The organism is Kitasatospora sp. NPDC059577, from assembly GCF_042735475.1.
Taxonomy (GTDB): domain Bacteria; phylum Actinomycetota; class Actinomycetes; order Streptomycetales; family Streptomycetaceae; genus Kitasatospora.
This window is the reverse complement of record NZ_JBHWBZ010000036.1, coordinates 46,997-63,613: the sequence shown is the minus strand read 5'-3', so window position 1 is coordinate 63,613 and position 16,617 is coordinate 46,997. Positions and strand designations below refer to the sequence as shown.

Below are 16,617 nucleotides of genomic sequence, written 5' to 3'. Positions count from 1 at the left end.
CACCGAACTCGGGCACGGGTGCCTGCCGGAGGGGCGGGCGGCGCGGCTGGCCCGACTGCTGGCGCTGGGGGGGGGCGGCTCGGCCTGACCGGCGGTCAGGCCTCGGCGGTGGGCGGTCGGTGGTCGGTGGTCGGTGGTCGGTGGTGACGGTGTCGGCGGGGCGCGGGGCGGTGCTCGGCGGAGGCGGTGTCCGGCGGCCCGTAATGCGGTTGCGGGGGTGACCGGGCCCGATGAAATGATCATGCAATGGACATCATCATCAGGCGGGTGCGGAGCGAGGACTGGGCGCAGGTCAGGGAGCTCCGGCTGGACGCGCTACTGGACCCGGTCGCGGCCATCGCCTTCCTCGAAACGCACGAACAGGCCGCCGCCAGGCCCGACGAGTTCTGGCAGGACCGCGCGGCCGGCGCCGCGACGGGATCCGGCGTGGCGCAGTTCGTCGGCGAGGACGCGGACGGGCGCTGGCTCGGCTCGGTCAGCGTGCTGGTCGAGCGGCCCGGCGGGCCGGGCGCCCTGGGGGGCGACGTCGTCACGGTCGACCAGACGCACGTCGTCGGGGTCTACGTCCGGCCCGAGGCGCGGGGCACCGGGCTGGCGCTCGACCTGATCCGGGCCGCCCAGGAGTGGTCGTGGTCGCTCGCCGAGCCCCGGATCCAGCGCGTGCGGCTGTTCGTCCACGAGGAGAACGCCCGCGCCGAGGCGATGTACGTCAAGGCCGGTTTCGAGCACTCCGGCGTGACCGTGCCGGTGCCGGGCCACGAAACGGCCCGGGAGATCGAACTGGCGGTGCTCCGGGGCTGATCGGCGGCTCCCGGGGCCGGTCGGTCCGCGGGACTCACCGGGCCGGGCCGCGGGGTTCCCCGGCTCGGGCCGCGGGGCTCACCGGCTCGGGCCGCGGGTTCCCCGGGCCGGTCCCGCGGCGTCGGGGTGCCGTCCCGGCGTCGTGCCCGACCGGCGGTTGTGAAGGCGGGGTCACCAGGCGTTCACGTCCTGAGCCTGACGGTCGTCGGGCGCGCGGTGCTGTCATGAGCACAGTCGCCCGGCGAGAGGCCGGGCCGGCCCAGGAGAACTTCCCCATGATGTTCCGTCAGCGTCTGACCGTCGTCCTCGCGGCGGCCTCCCTCGCCGCCGCCGGGCTCGCCGCCGGCACCGCGCAGGCTGCCGCCCCGGCCGCGGCCGGCACCCACAAGGGCGTTACGCTCTCCGCGAGTTGTTCGCAGGCGTACCTGCCGTTGCCCGACCCGAACTGCACCCCGGGTGCATACAACCCCGACGTCACCCAGAGCACCATCGGCCAGACCATCTGCGTCTCCGGCTGGACCGCCACCGTCCGCCCGCCGACCAGCTACACCAACCCGCTGAAGGTGCAGCAGATCGCGCAGTACGGCTACGCGGACACCAGCACGGCCGACTACGAGGAGGACCACCTCGTCCCGCTGGAGCTCGGCGGCGCGCCGCGCGACCCGGCCAACCTCTGGCCCGAGCCGCGCTACGGCAGCCAGCCGGCGCAGAGCAAGGACTCCGTCGAGACCAAGCTCAAGAACGCGGTGTGCGGTGGCCGGGTCGGCCTGGACGACGCCAGAAGCGCGATCGCCGACGACTGGACCACGGCGCTCAGCGTGCTGGGGCTCTGAGGCGTCCAGGCGTCAGCGGCGCCCTGACGCGGTGAAGCCGGTTCACCGCGCGCGGGCGTGAAGGGGCCGCCCGGCCCGTCCGGTCCCCTGTGCCGGACGGACCGGGCGGCCGTCTGTGGGGTGTCGCGGGCACCCGTGGCGCGGTGCCCGCTGCGGCGCCCGCGAGGAGCGCCGCGGGGATCAGCCGCGGGGATCAGCCGCAGCCGGGGAGGGCCTCGCACATCGGCGCGGTCATGCCCGTGCCGACGTACTTGTCCTCGGGGGCCTTCCAGGCGTCCTTGGGCTGGGCGCCGGCCTTGGTGACCGCCCAGACGGACAGCTCGCTGACCGTCCCGCCGTCGGTGACCGCGTACTCGTGCAGGGTGGCGGCGGTGCCGTCGGCCTGCGGGACGGTCAGGACGGCGGCGAAGTACGGCGCGTCCGCGGCGCTGTCGACCTTGACGGTGGCGCCGGGCACGGTCTTGGCGCAGCCCTTGAGCGCGTCCGTCAGCCGCTCGTACGTCAGGTTGGTCGTCTGCTTGGCGCCGCTGCTGTGGGTCGGGTCACCGACGAACAGCAGGGTCTGCTGGGCCGTCCAGCGGTCGCCGCCGAAGCCGACCGACGCCTTCGCCGAGGCGGTGCCGGTGAACATCCACTCGTCGTCCTTGGCGACCGGCGCGTGGCACAGCTCCATGCCCTTGAACTGGACCGGGCCGGTCTGCGGCTTGGCGTTGGCCGCCAGCGGCGCGTAGTGGTAGGTCTCGTCCATCGGGATGCTCTTGGTGTCCATCCAGGCCTTGGCCGGGATGCCCTTGGCGGCGCTGTCGGTGCCGCCGTTGCCGGCCGGCTTGGTGGCGCCCGCGCTGGGGGCGCCGGTGCCGCCGCCCGCCGGTGCGGCGGTGGACGGAGCGGGAGCGGCGGTCTTGCCGCCGTCCTGACCGCTGTTGTCCGGTCCGCAGGCGCTGAGGGCGCCCAGGCAGACGAGGGCCGCGGCGGTGACGGCGGTGTTGGCGATCAGTCGGGTGCTGCGCAACTGACGATTCCTCAAGTGTCCGGTGGCGTGGAGCGGGGTCGGGCGCGCATCGGCCGCGGGCCGCGGGTGCGCGGCACCGCCCGTCCGTCCTCGCCGCCCGGGTGACCCGTGATCGCGGGCACTCGGCATGGCTGTTTCCTCCCCCGTTGACGTACTGCCGTCCGGCTCCCGGTCGCCGCCGCCTCCTCGGGTCTGAGGGGCGGTCAGCGCCGGTACTGCGTCGACGGCGGTCGAAACCTATGCCAAGCGAACGCCGGGAGCAAAGCGGAATCCCGGCGGACGCCCGGGTGGCCGGGGCGGTCGGGGGTGCTGATGGGGAACATGTGTGCGGGCGCGGCGGGAGCTATGCGCGGGGTGCGGGGGATTCCTGGAGTGCGCGGACACGGTCAAGTGCCGCCCGGAGCAGGGGATTAGCGCTGCCGGAGCGTGGTGCTGCGGGCCCGTACCGAGCCCTCGGGCGAGCGGGGCCCCGGGGCGCGCGGGCGCGGGCGGGGTTCAAACCGCCGCCGAGGCCAAGGCTTTCCCACGGGTGCCCCGGGGTGGCGTCGGCCCGCGGGCGGCCGGGGCGGCGCGCGACGGTGGTTCGCGTGCGCGGCGGTTCGCGGTGCGGGCCCGGTCCGGCCGGACCCCAGCGGCGGAGCCCGGGCCCTGTCCCGGGGCTAGGCGTGGGTGCCCGGGACGCCGAGCTGCTGGGCGAGCCAGGGCAGGGCCTGGGCGAAGGTCGCGGCGCCGGTCTGCCAGGTGTGCTTGCCGGAGCCGACGGCGGAGACGGTGCGGATGCCGTCCTTCCTGGCCGCCGCCTCCAGTGCCTTGGCGGACTCGATCTGGCCGTGTTCCTCGTCGCCCTGGCCGAAGTACCCGGAGACGCCCTGGTACTTGGGGTGGTGGGCGAGCACGGTCAGCGGGTCGTGGGCGGCCCAGGCGGCGGCGTCGCCGCCGTACAGCTCCTGGACGGTGTGGTCCTTGTCGCCGATGAACGGGCCCCGGTCGCCGGAGAAGTCGCCGAAGTGCGTGAAGACGCCCGGGTGTTCGACAGTCAGGTCGAAGGCGCAGGTGCCGCCCATCGACCAGCCGGCGACGCCCCACTTGTGCGGGTCGGTGGCGGCGTTGAAGGTGGTGCGGACGAACGCCGGGACGTCCTTGACCAGGTGGCTCTCGGCCTGGCCGTGCGGACCGTCCACGCACTCGGTGTCCACCCGGAAGCCGCCGGTGGCGTCCGCGAAGACCAGGATCGGCGCGAAGCCGTTGTGCCGGGCGGCGAAGTCGTCGGCGGTCTTCACCGCGTTGCCGGAGCGGATCCAGTTGTCGGGTGCCGCGAACTCGCCGCCGATCATCTCCAGCACGGGCAGCTTGGGCCGGGACTGGCTGCGGAACCAGGCGGGCGGCAGGTAGACGAGCTCCTGGCGGTGGGCGAAGCCGCCGGTGCTGTCCGGGATGTCGACCTGGACGATGCGGCCGGTCTTCGTCTTCCCGTGGATGGAGGCGAGTTCGGCGAGCGTGATCTGGTCCGGCAGCGGCTGCCCGCCGAGTTCGCCGATCGCGTCGCCGAGGGTCGGGTAGTAGCCGGTGGAGACGTTCAGGCTGTTCGCGGCGCAGAACAGCGCGAGCAGTACGGTCGGCGCGACCAGCGCCCGCCGCCACCACCGGGCGCCCCGCCAGCCGAACCCGAGGACGCACAGCGCCGCGACCGCCACCCCGCTCCACAACCACACCCCGAACGGGATCGGGTCGGTGATCCCGCTCAACGTCACCACGGCCACCGCGGTGGCGGCGGTGACCACGAGTGCCGTCCCCAGTGCGACCGGTCCCCACTTCACCCGCCACGCGCGGTCCCGACGGACCACCGTGCCCAGGAACAGCGCGAGGGCGGCGGCCTGGACCGTCCACGGGAACCAGCCGTCGAGCAGGGAGACGTTCATGTGCCCGGAGGCTAGGGGCGGAGGATGAGAGGCTGGTTAAAGACTGGCAGTTCGCTGGAAGAGGGCTGTGAGGAGGAAGGGCGCGCCGAAGAGTCCGGAACCGGGCGCCCGGACGGCCATCGGGCGGACCTCCAGCGGCGTGAGGTCGCGGAACAGCGACCGGAGCTCCTCGGGCGAGAAGGCCAGCCCGCCCTCCAGGGCGCCGAGTCGGTACAGCTCCTCGTCGGGCCGCTCGGAGCCCATCGCGCCGGCGGCGAACGTGGTGACGGCGAAGTGGCCGCCCGGCGCGAGGACGCGGTCGAGGAGGGCGAGGTAGCTGACCCGGCGGTGCGGCGGGAGGTGGTGCAGGCAGCCGGAGTCGTAGACCAGGTCGTAGTGGGCGTGGGGGAGCCCGGCCTCGAAGATGCTCGCGCGGTGGAAGCGCAGGCCGGCGCCGGCGCCGGCTTCGCGGGCGCGCTCCTCGGCCCAGTCGACGGCGGCGGTGGAGAGGTCGACGGCGTCGACCTCGAACCCGCGGGAGGCCAGGTGGATCGCGTTGCGGCCGGGTCCGCAGCCGAGGTCGAGGGCGCGGAGGGGGGTGGGGGCGGGGCCGGACTCGGCGGCGCGGTCGGTGGTGCGGTCGGTGGTGTGGTCGGGGCCGGGGGTGGCCGGGATCAGGCCCCGGTCGAGGTAGGAGACCAGGTTCTCGTCCGGCTCGGGTGCGAAGAACGGGCGGTCGGCGGACCGGTCGGCGTAGAGGCCGTCCCAGCGGGCCTCGGGCAGCGGGAAGTAGCCGTCGAGCAGGACGAGGACGTCCTCGACGGTGCGGATCGTGCGGTTCATGCGGTCGAGCGTAGGTGCCCTGGCGGACGGGAGCGAGCGGCGCAAAAACCTTTGCGGGGAGGGCTGTTGGGGTCACGGTCGACGGCACGGGGCCGGGTGGTCCGCGGTCGGGTCGGGGTGCGGCGGTGCCTCCGTCGCGGGCCGGGAAGGGCCGCTTCCGCGGGACGGCCGGGGTCCCGGCGAGGGGGTCGACGTCACGGTCCGGACAAGGTTCCCGCATGCTAGATTCGAACGCGTTCAAATTTCGTGCCCGCGGGGGCGGACGGGGGAGTCATGACCGAGGTGCCGGTGAGTGCCCGATGGCTGTCGGGCCTGGGTGGTGTCGCGTTCCTGCTGCCGGCCGCGGCCATCGTGGACGAGTTCGGCACGCCGGGGGCGGTCGTGTACGTGCCCGGGCTGCTCTGTGCCGTCGCCTGTGCGGTGCCGTCCTTCTTCCGCAGTCGGGAGCACTTCCGGACGGCCTGCGCCGCCGCCGGGATGGCCGTCGCGGCGGTGTCGATCCCCGCGGGCCTGATCGGCGTCCTCTACAAGCTGGCGATCGGCAGGTGGGCCCTCTACCTCGCCTTCCTCGCCCTGCCGGTCGCCGCGGTCGCCGGTCTGGTCGCCGGCTTCCAGCGGGCTCGCGGCCGCGGGTGCGGCCGCTGGGCGGCCATGGTCGCCCGGGCATGCGCGGCGGTCACGGTGATCGGCTGGGGTGTCATCGACGCGTGGGTGTTCCCGGTCTGAGAGGTCGGCCCGGGGAGTGCTCGCGCGGGGCGGCGAGGCCGGCGGCGGAGGCGCCGTGCACCCGGACGGCCGACGCCTCGTGGTGCTCGGCCCCGGTGGCGTACGTGGCGCTCCACGTTGCGGAGCCGGAGCCGGAGCCGGAGCCGGTGTCGCCGTCGGGGCCGGTGTCGAGGCCGGTGCCGGAGCCGGGGCCGTGGACCCCCCTGGCCGGCTCCCGTTGCCCGCTCGGCCGGGGACTCCGCCACCGTGCCGGCCCTCGCCCCCGCCGTGGCCGAGGCCGCGCGTCCTGACGATCCGTCGCGATGCGAACGTCCGCGGGGCGGAACCGGGCCGGAGCCGGGCCGGTGCCGGTCGTCAGTGCCGGATCAGCCGGCGCAGCAGGCGGACGTACGGGCTCCAGCGGGCGGGGCGGGCCACGGTGCCGCCGCAGGCGTGCACCGCCCGGTCGAGGCCGTCCTCGACCAGGGCGTCGTGCAGCCACCGGAAGGCGAGCGGCCAGGTGAGCCGTCCGGGCCCGCGCAGGCGCATGGCGATGGTGTGGCGGAGCACGGTGGTCCCGCCCGCGGGGTGGACGGTGAACTCGTGGTGGCCGTCGAAGCCGCGCGGGCCGGTGAAGCGGAAGCGCACCCACTGTCCTGGCGCGTACCCGGCGACGGTGTAGCGGATCGGGCCGTGCCCGCCGACGGCGCCGACCGCGAGCGGCCGGTCGAACCGCATCCCGGGCCAGTCGGGCGTCGGCCAGAGCGGGTCGTCGGGGCCGGCGAGGCGGTCGATCAGCGCGCCGACCTCCTCCGCCGGTGCCGGGACGGTGCGTTCGTGGATGTTGAGCACGGCCATGCCGGGTCCTCCCCCTCGTTTTGGATGATCCCCTCCAATTGAAATGGAGAGTACTCTCCACTGCATGCCCAGGCCACCCCGTCACGACGAATCCACCCTTCTCGACGCCGCGGTACGGCTCGCTGCGGCCGGCGGACCGGCCGCCGTCACCATGTCCGCCGTCGCCCGCGAGTCCGGCGCCCCCAACGGCTCCGTCTACCACCGCTTCCCCCAGCGGTCCGCCCTGCTGGCCGAGTTGTGGCTGCGGACGGTGGAGGAGTTCCAGGCCGCCTGTCTGCCCGCCTTCGACGCACACCCGGAGCCGCACCTGGCGGCGGGCGCGGCCGCCCGGCAGGTGGTCGCGTGGTGCCGGGCGCACCGCGAGCGCGCCGTCGTGCTGCTGCACGGCGCGGAGGCGTTCGGCAAGGCGGAGTGGCCCGAGGAGTACCTGCGGCGCGAGCGGCTGGGCGGGCGGCGGGTGCGGAAGGCGCTGACCGGGCTCGCCGGGCGCGCGGGTGCGACGACGGCGCTGGACGTCGACCGGGTGCGGCTCGCCGTCGCGGGCCTGCCGCTCGCCGTGGTGCGCGGGCCCCTGCACGCCGGGGCGCCGCTGCCCGCGCACGCGGAGGACCTGGCCGAGCGGAGCGCGGTCGACCTGCTGCGCGGCGGCAGGCCGTAGGATCGCCGGATGATCACCGTTCCGGCCGGCCTGGTCACGCTCTCCGACCGTCGCACCCGGCGCAGTTGGGAGGTCGAGGTCGCCTCGTTCGAGCTGGCGCCCTGTCCGGTCACCCGCGAGCGGTACGAGGGCGCGGCCGGTGACCGCCGACCGGCGCACAGCGTGTCGTGGCACGACGCCGTCCGCCACTGCAACGAGCTGTCCCGGCGCGAGGGCCTGACGCCCGCGTACGGGGTGGACGGCGAGGACGTGGTCTGGGACCGGTCCGCAGACGGCTACCGGCTGCCCACCGAGGCCGAGTGGGAACACGCCTGCCGCGCCGGGACGGACGGCCCGCGCTACGGCCCGCTCGACGAGATCGCCTGGCACCGCGGCAACTCCGGCGACCGCCCGCACGAGGTGGGCGGACTCCGGCCGAACGCCCACGGACTGTACGACCTGCTCGGCAACGTGTGGGAGTGGTGCTGGGACGTCTACGACGCGCAGGTGTACGGCGACTACCGCGTGCTGCGCGGCGGCGGCTGGTTCGACGAGCACTGGAGCTGCCGCGCCTCCGTCCGCCGCCGCAGCCACCCGACGCTGCGGATCGACGACGTGGGGTTCCGGCTCGCCCGGTCGACCGGTTCGTGAGGCCGGGGGTGCGTGAGGCCGGGGGTGCGTGGGGCCGGGGGCGCGGGCCGGCGTGAAGGTGCGGGCGGGGCGCGGAACCGTCCCGCGGGGCCGGGCGTTGGCGCAGCGTGGACAACGACCAGATCGCGCTGCGGCCGATCGCCGAAGCCGACCTGCCCGCGCTGGGCGAGCTGCTGAGCGACCCCGGGATGCTGGGGGAGTACCAGTGGTACGGCTGGCGGGACCTGGACCGGTTCCGCCGCCGATGGGTCGAGAACGGGCTGCTCGGGGACGAGCAGTGGATGCTCGCGGTCACCGTGGCCGGCGAGTTCTGCGGCTTCGTCGCCGCGTTGCGCAAGGCGGTGCTGCCGACCGCGCCGTACTGGAACATCGGCGCGCAGCTGCTGCCGCACGTGCGCGGCCGGGGTATCGGAACGCACGCCCAACTCCTGCTGGTGGACTACCTGTTCGCGCACACGCCGGTGGTCAGATTGGAGGCGGACACCGAGACCGGCAACGTCGCCGAGCAGCGGGCCCTGGAGAAGTGCGGCTTCACCCGCGAGGGCGTCCAGCGTTCGGTGACCTTCCGGGACGGCGAGTGGCGTGACGTCGTCCGCTACGGCCTGCTGCGGACCGACCCGCGGCCCTGACCGCCTCAGGAGACCCCGAACCACTCCTCGGCGAGGGCGTCCAGGGTGCCGGCGGAGGGCTTCAGCTCCCTCAGGTACCACGGCAGGTCGCTGTAGACGTGGAGCAGCGTGTAGGCCATCAGCAGGCGGGGGTCGACGGGGCGGCCGTAGGCGGCCAGCAGCCGGCCGAGGAGGTACGGGTCGGCGCGGGTGGTGAAGAGGCCCACCGCGACCAGGTCGTAGGCCGGGTCGCCGATCATGGCGGGCTCGAAGTCGATCAGGCCGGTGAGGCGCCAGCCGTCGGCCGGGTCGGTGAGGAGGTGCTCGCGCATGAACTCGGTGTGCAGCAGGGCGCGGGCGGGGGCGGAGGGGAGCCGCGCCGCGGCGAGGAAGTCGGGGATCTGCTCCAGCCAGGCCTGCGGCAGGCCGCGGTCGCGTTGGCGGGCGACGGCGCCGGCCCGCTGCCGGTCGAGGAAGGCGGGCCAGTCGCCGGGGCCCAGGACGTCGGCGAGCGGCTCGGGGTCGAGCGCGTGCAGGGCGGCGAGCGCCTCGCCGCAGTCACGGACGATCCGCTCGCGGTCCGGCCGGGGGACGCGCGGCCAGGCGGGCGCGAGGCCCTCGCCGGGCAGCCGCGACATCAGCACGTAGCGCCAGCCGTTGACGTACGCGCCGGCCTCCCGGACCTCCGGGGTGGGGATCGGCAGCGCGCCCCGCAGCCGGGCGAGGACGCGCTCCTCCGTGATCCCGTCCCGGGCGCTCGACGTCGGGAACAGCTTGAGGACGTGCCGGGCGCCGACCGCGTAGACCGGGACGGAGCCCTCCGGGAAGCGCTCCAGTGGCAGGCCGCCGACACCGAGCCGGGCGCACAGCGCTTCGGCGGCGGGGCGCACCACCGACTCGTCGGGGACGACCGCGTCCCATTCCTCGTCCGTCAGTACCGGGGGCAGCACGGGCGCACCGTAGGCAGGACGGCGGCCGTGCCGCAAGCGGTTTTCACCGCCCCTCCGAGGGGCCGCCGAGGGCGTCGGCGACGGGGGAGACCGGTTCGGGCCCGGCGGCCGGGTCGCGGGTGAGCAGGTAGCGGGCGCCGGGGCCGGCGGCGCCCGCGCGGTCGCCGGCGTTGTAGAGGGCGCAACGGGTGAGGGAGAGGCAGCCGCAGCCGATGCAGCCGGACAGTTTGCGCTTCAGCAGTTCGAGTTCGGCGATCTGCTCGTCGATGCGGCTCTGCCAGGACTCGGCGACCCGGTTCCACTCGGTGCCGCTGGGGGCGGGGCGCTCGGGGAGGCGGTCGAGCGCGACCCGCGCCTCGTCGAGGGAGAGGCCGACGCGCTGGGCTGCGCGGATGAACGCGATCCGGCGCAGTGTGCCGCGGGTGTAGCGGCGCTGGCCGCCGGCGGTGCGGGTGGCCTGGATCAGGCCGAGGCTCTCGTAGTAGCGCAGCGCGGACGCGGCGAGGCCGCTGCGGTCGGCGAGTTGGCCGATGGTCAGGAGGTCGGCGGAGTGCGGGCCGGAGCCGCGGCGGCCGTCGGGATGGGCGGTCATGGGAGCCCACTGTAACCGCTTGACCTCAAGTCGGCTTTAAGTTGCACCATCGTGGTCATGACGACGAACGCAACGGCGGAAACCGTGACCGCGACCCGTGCCCGGACGGGCTCCGAGACCGCCTCGAAGTCCGGGCACGGCATCGGCGCCGGCACCGGCACCGGGGCCCGCTTCGAGGACCTGCCGGCCCTGATGGCCCTGATGACCGGCGCCGAGAAGCACGGGCCGGCCGCCACCTCCACGCTGGACGCGGTCTGGGTGCTCTACGACCGGGTGCTGCGGGTCACCCCGGCCACCGCCGAGGAGCAGGCCCGGGACCGCTTCCTGCTCTCCAAGGGCCACGGCCCGATGGCGTACTACGCGGTACTGGCGGCCAAGGGCTTCATCGACCCCGAGGTGCTGCCGAGCTTCGGCGGCTACGACTCGCCGCTGGGCCACCACCCGGACCGGACGCTGGTGCCCGGGGTGGAGATCTCCTCCGGCTCGCTCGGACACGGCCTGCCCCTGGCCGTCGGCACGGCGCTCGGGCTGCGGGCCCAGGGCCTGACCGACCCCGCGGTGTGGGTGCTGGTCGGTGACGCCGAGTTCGACGAGGGCTCCAACCACGAGGCGGTGGCCTTCGCCGGGGCCTACGGGCTGGACCGGCTGCACGTGGTGGTGATCGACAACTCCTCGGCCACGCACGGCTGGCAGGGCGGCATCGCGCAGCGCTTCGCGGCCGAGGGCTGGTCGACCGCGACGGTGGACGGCCGCGACCACGAGGCGCTGTACCGGGCCTTCACGGCCGAGCACCCGGGCCGCCCGCACATGGTGGTCGCCCGGGTGGAGCCCAAGGAGAACCACTGACCGGACGCCCGGACGCCTGACCGCCTGACCGCCTGACCGCCCGACCGCCTGATTGTTCGACCGCCCGACCGTCCGGCCTCCGAAGGGGGCCCGGACGGGTACGCCAAGACCGCACCCGTGAAAGGAACTTCCCGATGGACACCATGCGCGACCGCTTCGTCGACGTCACCACCCGCCTGCTGGACGAGGACCCCCGGCTGGCCGTCGTGCTCGCCGACATCACCGCGGCCGCCTTCACCCCGGCCCAGGAGCGTCACCCGGACCGGGTGGTCAACGTCGGCATCCGGGAGCAGCTGCTGATCGGCGCCGCGGGCGGTCTGGCGCTGAGCGGCATGCGTCCGATCGCGCACACGTTCGCCAGCTTCCTGATCGAACGACCCTTCGAGCAGGTCAAGTTGGACCTGACCCACCAGGGCGTCGGCGCCGTCCTGGTGAGCGCGGCCGGCTCGTACGACTGGCCGGCCGGCGGCCGCACCCACATGTCCCCCGGGGACGTCGCCCTGCTGGACACCCTGCCGGACTGGACCGTCCACGTCCCCGGTCACCCGGACGAGGCCGAGCAACTGCTGCGCCACGCCTACGCGGACGGCGACCGCACCGTGTACGTCCGGCTCTCGGCGCACCAGAACGCGGCGCCGGTGGCGGTCGAGCCCGGCCGCTTCACCACCGTCCGCACCGGCTCGCGCGGCGTGGTCCTGGCGGTCGGCCCGATGCTGGACGCGGTGCTCGCCGCCACCGAGGGCCTGGACGTCACCGTGCTGTACGCGACGACGGTGCGCCCCTTCGATGCGGCCGGGCTGCGGGCGGCGGTCGGCGAGCGGGCGGACGTGGTGCTGGTCGAGCCGTACCTGGCGGGCACCTCGGCGCACGAGGCGCACGAGGCGCTGGCCGACCGTCCGCACCGGGTGCTGGGCCTGGGGGTGCCTCGCGAGGAGCACCGGCACTACGGCTCGATCCCGGAGCACCTGGCCGCCTACGGCCTGGACGCGCCCGCACTGCGGGAGCGGATCGGCGCCTTCCTCCGGTGACCGGTCGTCCAGCCGGTCAGCCGGTCAGGACCACGGCCGCCGCGTCCGGGCCGAGCCGTACCGACGTCCCGTCCAGCGCCGCGGGTCCGAAGGCCGCGACCACCTCGCGTCCCGCGGCCCCCAGCGGCAGCGCGGCCTCCGCGGGCCCGAGGTTGACCGCGACCCGGTACGGTCCGCGGTGCACCACCAGCCGGCCGGCCGCTTCCTCGTACTCGACCCGCACCGCGCCGAGGTCGGGGTCGGCGAGCTCCGGACGTTCGTGCCGCAGGCGGACCAGCGTCCGGTACCAGGTGAGCAGTTCGGTGTGCGGGGCGCGCCGGAGCTCGGTCCAGTCGAGGACGGAGCGCAGCACGGTGGCGGGTTCCTGCGGGTCGGGGACGGCCTCGGCGGCCCAGCCGTGTTCGGCGAACTCCCGGCGCCGGCCGCGGCGGACGGCCTCGGCGAGGTCCGGGTCGGTGTGGTCGGTGAAGTACTGCCAGGGGGTGGCGGCGCCCCACTCCTCGCCCATGAACAGCATCGGGGTGAACGGCGAGGTGAGCACCAGCGCGGCGCCGCAGGCGAGCCGGCCGACGGGCAGCGTGGTGGAGAGGCGGTCCCCGAGCGCCCGGTTGCCGACCTGGTCGTGGGTCTGCAGGTAGCCGAGCAGCCGGTGGCCCTCCCCGGTGGGGAACGGTCGTCCGTGGCTGCGTCCGCGGAAGGAGGACCAGGTGCCGTCGTGGAAGAACCCGCGGGTGAGCGTCCTGGCGACGGCGGCGAGCGGCGCGCGGGCGAAGTCCCCGTAGTAGCCCTGGGACTCGCCGGTCAGCGCGCAGTGCAGGGCGTGGTGGAAGTCGTCGCTCCACTGGGCGGCGAGGCCCTGGCCGCCGGCCTCGCGCGGGGCCGTGGTGCGGGGGGTGTTGAGGTCGGACTCGGCGATCAGGAACAGCGGGCGGTTCGTGGTGACGGCCAAGGTGTCGACCTCGTGGGAGAGTTCCTCCAGGAAGTGGACCGCCCGGTCGTCCGCGAGGGCGTGCACGGCGTCCAGCCGCAGGCCGTCGATCCGGTAGTCGCGCAGCCAGGCCAGCGCACTGCCGATGAGGTACGCGCGCACCTCGTCCGAGCCGGGCGCGTCCAGGTTCACCGCGGAGCCCCACGGGGTGTGGTGCCGGTCGGTGAAGTACGGGCCGTACGCGGGGAGGTGGTTGCCGGACGGGCCGAGATGGTTGTGCACCACGTCCAGGATCACGCCGAGGCCCTTGCGGTGGGCGGCGTCGACGAAGCGCTTGAGGCCCTCGGGCCCGCCGTAGGGCTCGTGGACGGCCCAGAGGGAGACCCCGTCGTAGCCCCAGCCGTGCCGGCCGGGGAACGGGCAGACCGGCATCAGCTCGACGAAGTCGACACCCAACTCGACCAGGTGGTCCAGGCGTTCGGCGGCGGCGTCGAAGGTGCCGCGGGTGGTGAAGGTGCCGACGTGCAGCTCGTACAGCACCGCGCCGGGCAGCGCGCGGCCCTGCCGGCCGGTCTCGGACCAGTGGAACGCGGTGTGGTCCACCGGGCGGCTGGGGCCGTCCGGGCCGTGCGGCTGCCGGGCCGAACGGGGGTCGGGCAGCGGCGGACCGTCGTCGAGACGGAAGGCGTAGTCGCCGTCCGGGGCCTCGCCGGACCACCAGCCGTCGCGGTCGGCGCAGCGGTCCAACTCGTGCGCCACGCCGTCGACTTCGACCTGGACCCGGGAAACGGCGTGGGGTGCCCACACCTCGCGGACCGGCATCAGCCCCTCCTCGTCAGCAGCGCCACCGGGTACCCCGTCAGCAGCTCGGCCACCGGGACCGCCCCGGCGGGGAAGGCGCGCAGCGTCAGCTCGTCCGTCCACGGCCCGCCCGCCGGCAGCTCCAGCACGGTGTCCCGCCAGCCGCCCGCGCGCTCCAGCCCGTACGGCAGCCGGGTGACGGCGGTGACCGTGTCGTCCCCCCGGGCGAAGGCCACCAGGTGGTCGGCGGCCGGTCCGGTGGCGGACAGCGGCCGGTACGGGCCGAGCGGGCGGGAGCGGCGCAGGTGCAGCGCGGTGGTGGTGAGGTGCAGCTTCTCGCGGGCGAGGTCGCCGGGGCGCGCCGCCGCCGAGTCGGTGAGCCGGACGGCGAGCGCGCCGAGGTCCACCACACCCCGGTTGTCCGGGTCCACCAGCGTGTACAGCGGCTCCTCGCTGCCCTGGTAGAGGTCGGGCACGCCGGGCACGGTGAGGTGCAGCAGGGCGGCGGCGAGGGTGTTGGACCGGGCGTGCGGGGCGATGGCCCGCACCGTGCCCTCGATCCGGGGGAGCAGCCCGGGATTGCCGTGGACGGCGCGGGCCCGCTCCTCCAGCGCCCGCTCGTACCCGGGGGCGGGCGCGGTCCAGGAGGTGTGCAGCTTGGCCTCGCGGACGGCCTTGAGCAGGGCGGCGACCAGCCGGTCCGGGGTGATCGGCCAGGCGGCGACCAGGGTGTGCCAGAGCAGCCAGTCGGCGTCGCGGTCGAGGCCGGGCGCGGCGGGGCCGGCCGCGGTGGACCAGGCGGCGGCCTCGGAGGCCCAGGACTGCGGCTGCTCGGCGAGGACGGCGAGCCGGGCGCGGGCGTCGGCGCTGCGCTTGGTGTCGTGGGTGGAGAGCACGGTCATGCCGTGCGGCCAGTCGCGCTCCTGCCGGCGGCACCAGTCGTGGAAGTCCGCCGGGCCCAGTCCGGGCCGGGCGGGCTCGCCGCCGACCTCGTTGAGGCCGGGCAGCGCGTTCCAGCGGTAGAAGGCGGTGTCCTCGACGCCCTTGGCGGCCACCGCGGCGGCGGTCTGGGCGAAGCGGACGCAGAACTCGTCGTGGTCCTCCCCGCGGCCCAGCCCGCCGAGGGCCAGCGCCGCCACCAGGCGGTCGGTGGGGTCCTCGGAGCCGTCCAGGGCCGTCCGCAGCTGTTCCTGCGAGGCGGCGGGCGCGGCCTCGCCGGGCCGCGCGTACGGGCGGTACACCGGGTAGCCGGTGAGCAGCCGCCCGAGCGCCGCGCGCAGCTGCCAGGGCGCGTGGTCGGCGTGGGCCGGCTCGGCGGCGCCGATCCGCAGCGCGATCCGCACCAGCCGCTCGATCTCGGCGGCGAGTTCGCCGTCCGCCCCGGTCATGTCGGCCCGGCCGCGCCGGGCGGCGGCGACCGCCGGGTGCGGGTCCTCGCACGGGTCCCGGACCGGGCCGCCGCGCAGGAACGACTCGTACGCCCCGGCCAGCCGGCAGGCGCCCGCGTGGTCGGTGAGCACGCCGTCGATGCGGCGCAGCGCGTCGTAGCCGGTGGTGCCGGCGACCGGCCAGTCCTCGGGCAGCCGCTCCTCACCGGTGAGGATCTTCTCGACCACCACGTACGCCCCGCCGGTGGCGGCCGCGAGCCGGCGCAGGTAGCCGCGCGGGTCGGCGAGGCCGTCCGGGTGGTCGATCCGGAAGCCGTCCAGGACGCCGTCGGCGTGCAGCCCCAGCAGGACGGCGTGGGTGGCGGCGAACACCTCCGGGTCCTCGACCCGCAGCGCGATCAGCTCGTTGACGGTGAAGAAGCGCCGGTAGTTGAGCTCGGTGCGGGCCAGGCGCCACCAGGCGAGCCGGTACCACTGGCGGGCGAGCAGCTCGGGCAGCGGCAGCGATGCGGTGCCGGGGCGCAGCGGCAGCTCGTGCCGGTGGTAGCGCAGGGTCCCGCCGTCGACGGTGAGCTGGTCCAGGACGGCGCCGAGCCGGTCGCCGAGCAGCGGCAGCAGCACCCGGCCGCGCCCGGGGGCGTCGGCGGGGCCGGGCTGGGCGGTCCAGTCGATGTCGAACCAGCGCGCGTACGGCGAGTCGGGGCCGTCGCGCAGCACCTGCCAGAGCGGGCGGTTGAGCCGCTCGGGGACGGGCACGGCCATGTGGTTGGGCACCACGTCGGCGATCAGCCGCAGCCCGTGCCCGTGCGCGGCGGCGGCCAGCGCGCGCAGCGCCGCCTCGCCGCCGAGCTGTTCGGCGACCCGGGTGTGGTCGACGGTGTCGTAGCCGTGGGTGGAGCCGGGGACGGCCTCCAGCAGCGGGGACAGGTGCAGGTGGGAGACGCCGAGGGCGGCCAGGTAGGGGACGGCGGCGGTGGCGTCGCGGAGGGTGAAGCCGGGCTGGAGCTGGAGGCGGTAGCTGGCGGTCGGGACGGCGGTGGTCCGGACGGGTGCGGCCGGTGCGGGGGTGGTCGGGACGGTGGCGGCCGGGCGGGGCTGCGCGGGCTCGGCGGCGGAGGTCATAGCTCCATAGGTACCCGGGGGAGCCCGCCGCCAAGACCCGCTGCTGACCCGAACAGGTGACCGCGTCGCCGCCGGGTTCGCCGACCGCCCGGCCCGTCGTGCTGCCGGCCTGCCGT

At 75.4% G+C, this 16,617-nt stretch carries 16 protein-coding genes; 8 read left to right on the top strand and 8 right to left on the bottom strand.

Features of this window, described 5'->3' with window-relative positions:
* Window positions 1–246 precede the first annotated feature (246 nt).
* Together ACFV0O_RS25415 and ACFV0O_RS25410 are read left to right on the top strand one after the other, a co-directional pair.
* Window positions 247–801 (top strand): GNAT family N-acetyltransferase, encoded by a 555-nt coding sequence (locus ACFV0O_RS25415; protein WP_380345567.1) that lies wholly within the window; start codon window positions 247–249, stop codon window positions 799–801.
* 224 nt (window positions 802–1,025) lie between these two features.
* Window positions 1,026–1,634 carry a hypothetical protein gene (locus ACFV0O_RS25410; RefSeq protein ID WP_380345565.1) on the top strand — a complete coding sequence of 203 codons (609 nt, stop codon included), beginning with the start codon at window positions 1,026–1,028 and terminating at the stop codon, window positions 1,632–1,634.
* 193 nt (window positions 1,635–1,827) lie between these two features.
* Here the strand turns inward: ACFV0O_RS25410 and ACFV0O_RS25405 are convergent, their stop codons facing one another.
* The 3 genes from ACFV0O_RS25405 to ACFV0O_RS25395 all read right to left on the bottom strand — a co-directional run bounded on the left by ACFV0O_RS25405 (window position 1,828) and on the right by ACFV0O_RS25395 (window position 5,387).
* Window positions 1,828–2,646 carry a hypothetical protein gene (locus ACFV0O_RS25405; protein WP_380345564.1) on the bottom strand — a complete coding sequence of 273 codons (819 nt, stop codon included), beginning with the start codon at window positions 2,644–2,646 and terminating at the stop codon, window positions 1,828–1,830.
* A 659-nt stretch (window positions 2,647–3,305) separates the two neighbouring features.
* Window positions 3,306–4,565 carry an alpha/beta hydrolase gene (locus ACFV0O_RS25400; RefSeq protein WP_380345563.1) on the bottom strand — a complete coding sequence of 420 codons (1,260 nt, stop codon included), beginning with the start codon at window positions 4,563–4,565 and terminating at the stop codon, window positions 3,306–3,308.
* Window positions 4,566–4,601: 36 nt separating this feature from the next.
* Window positions 4,602–5,387, bottom strand: a complete 786-nt coding sequence (locus tag ACFV0O_RS25395; RefSeq protein WP_380345561.1) for a class I SAM-dependent methyltransferase — start codon at window positions 5,385–5,387, stop codon at window positions 4,602–4,604.
* Between the two features lie 273 nt (window positions 5,388–5,660).
* Here ACFV0O_RS25395 and ACFV0O_RS25390 point away from each other — a divergent pair, with 273 nt between their 5' ends.
* Window positions 5,661–6,113, top strand: coding sequence for a hypothetical protein (locus ACFV0O_RS25390; RefSeq protein ID WP_380345559.1), 453 nt, complete (start codon window positions 5,661–5,663; stop codon window positions 6,111–6,113).
* Between the two features lie 354 nt (window positions 6,114–6,467).
* Here the strand turns inward: ACFV0O_RS25390 and ACFV0O_RS25385 are convergent, their stop codons facing one another.
* Complete coding sequence (locus ACFV0O_RS25385; RefSeq protein WP_380345558.1) at window positions 6,468–6,950, bottom strand: SRPBCC family protein; 483 nt, start codon at window positions 6,948–6,950, stop codon at window positions 6,468–6,470.
* Window positions 6,951–7,014: 64 nt separating this feature from the next.
* Here ACFV0O_RS25385 and ACFV0O_RS25380 point away from each other — a divergent pair, with 64 nt between their 5' ends.
* From ACFV0O_RS25380 to ACFV0O_RS25370, 3 genes are all read left to right on the top strand, one after another.
* Window positions 7,015–7,608 (top strand): TetR/AcrR family transcriptional regulator, encoded by a 594-nt coding sequence (locus ACFV0O_RS25380; RefSeq protein ID WP_380345557.1) that lies wholly within the window; start codon window positions 7,015–7,017, stop codon window positions 7,606–7,608.
* A gap of 9 nt (window positions 7,609–7,617) precedes the next feature.
* A complete protein-coding gene (locus ACFV0O_RS25375) occupies window positions 7,618–8,238 on the top strand; it encodes a formylglycine-generating enzyme family protein (RefSeq protein WP_380345556.1) in 621 nt (206 codons plus the stop codon).
* Window positions 8,239–8,345: 107 nt separating this feature from the next.
* Complete coding sequence (locus tag ACFV0O_RS25370) at window positions 8,346–8,867, top strand: GNAT family protein (RefSeq protein ID WP_360256709.1); 522 nt, start codon at window positions 8,346–8,348, stop codon at window positions 8,865–8,867.
* Window positions 8,868–8,872: 5 nt separating this feature from the next.
* Here the strand turns inward: ACFV0O_RS25370 and ACFV0O_RS25365 are convergent, their stop codons facing one another.
* Together ACFV0O_RS25365 and soxR are read right to left on the bottom strand one after the other, a co-directional pair.
* Window positions 8,873–9,796 carry an aminoglycoside phosphotransferase family protein gene (locus tag ACFV0O_RS25365; protein ID WP_380345554.1) on the bottom strand — a complete coding sequence of 308 codons (924 nt, stop codon included), beginning with the start codon at window positions 9,794–9,796 and terminating at the stop codon, window positions 8,873–8,875.
* A 43-nt stretch (window positions 9,797–9,839) separates the two neighbouring features.
* Window positions 9,840–10,388 carry a redox-sensitive transcriptional activator SoxR gene (soxR, locus tag ACFV0O_RS25360; RefSeq protein WP_380345552.1) on the bottom strand — a complete coding sequence of 183 codons (549 nt, stop codon included), beginning with the start codon at window positions 10,386–10,388 and terminating at the stop codon, window positions 9,840–9,842.
* A 192-nt stretch (window positions 10,389–10,580) separates the two neighbouring features.
* Here soxR and ACFV0O_RS25355 point away from each other — a divergent pair, with 192 nt between their 5' ends.
* Both ACFV0O_RS25355 and ACFV0O_RS25350 read left to right on the top strand, forming a co-directional pair.
* Window positions 10,581–11,234 carry a thiamine pyrophosphate-dependent enzyme gene (locus ACFV0O_RS25355; protein WP_360256967.1) on the top strand — a complete coding sequence of 218 codons (654 nt, stop codon included), beginning with the start codon at window positions 10,581–10,583 and terminating at the stop codon, window positions 11,232–11,234.
* Window positions 11,235–11,368: 134 nt separating this feature from the next.
* On the top strand, window positions 11,369–12,262 hold the full coding sequence (locus ACFV0O_RS25350; RefSeq protein WP_380345550.1) for a transketolase family protein: 894 nt from the start codon (window positions 11,369–11,371) through the stop codon (window positions 12,260–12,262).
* 16 nt (window positions 12,263–12,278) lie between these two features.
* Here ACFV0O_RS25350 and treZ read toward each other — a convergent pair whose 3' ends face one another.
* A complete protein-coding gene (gene treZ, locus ACFV0O_RS25345; protein WP_380345549.1) occupies window positions 12,279–14,012 on the bottom strand; it encodes a malto-oligosyltrehalose trehalohydrolase in 1,734 nt (577 codons plus the stop codon).
* Window positions 14,012–16,501, bottom strand: coding sequence for a malto-oligosyltrehalose synthase (gene treY, locus ACFV0O_RS25340; RefSeq protein WP_380345547.1), 2,490 nt, complete (start codon window positions 16,499–16,501; stop codon window positions 14,012–14,014). Before treY ends, treZ begins: the two co-directional genes overlap by 1 nt.
* Window positions 16,502–16,617: the final 116 nt, after the last annotated feature.

Bases quoted from the DNA above. Each gene is read 5' to 3' on its own strand.
- ACFV0O_RS25410 (WP_380345565.1), top strand. From the start codon at position 1,026: ATGAGCACAGTCGCCCGGCGAGAGGCCGGGCCGGCCCAGGAGAACTTC.
- soxR (WP_380345552.1), bottom strand. From the start codon at position 10,388: ATGACCGCCCATCCCGACGGCCGCCGCGGCTCCGGCCCGCACTCCGCC.
- ACFV0O_RS25400 (WP_380345563.1), bottom strand. From the start codon at position 4,565: ATGAACGTCTCCCTGCTCGACGGCTGGTTCCCGTGGACGGTCCAGGCC.
- ACFV0O_RS25380 (WP_380345557.1), top strand. From the start codon at position 7,015: ATGCCCAGGCCACCCCGTCACGACGAATCCACCCTTCTCGACGCCGCG.
- ACFV0O_RS25415 (WP_380345567.1), top strand. From the start codon at position 247: ATGGACATCATCATCAGGCGGGTGCGGAGCGAGGACTGGGCGCAGGTC.
- ACFV0O_RS25350 (WP_380345550.1), top strand. From the start codon at position 11,369: ATGGACACCATGCGCGACCGCTTCGTCGACGTCACCACCCGCCTGCTG.
- ACFV0O_RS25395 (WP_380345561.1), bottom strand. From the start codon at position 5,387: ATGAACCGCACGATCCGCACCGTCGAGGACGTCCTCGTCCTGCTCGAC.
- ACFV0O_RS25375 (WP_380345556.1), top strand. From the start codon at position 7,618: ATGATCACCGTTCCGGCCGGCCTGGTCACGCTCTCCGACCGTCGCACC.
- ACFV0O_RS25390 (WP_380345559.1), top strand. From the start codon at position 5,661: ATGACCGAGGTGCCGGTGAGTGCCCGATGGCTGTCGGGCCTGGGTGGT.
- ACFV0O_RS25355 (WP_360256967.1), top strand. From the start codon at position 10,581: ATGGCCCTGATGACCGGCGCCGAGAAGCACGGGCCGGCCGCCACCTCC.
- treY (WP_380345547.1), bottom strand. From the start codon at position 16,501: ATGACCTCCGCCGCCGAGCCCGCGCAGCCCCGCCCGGCCGCCACCGTC.
- ACFV0O_RS25385 (WP_380345558.1), bottom strand. From the start codon at position 6,950: ATGGCCGTGCTCAACATCCACGAACGCACCGTCCCGGCACCGGCGGAG.
- treZ (WP_380345549.1), bottom strand. From the start codon at position 14,012: ATGCCGGTCCGCGAGGTGTGGGCACCCCACGCCGTTTCCCGGGTCCAG.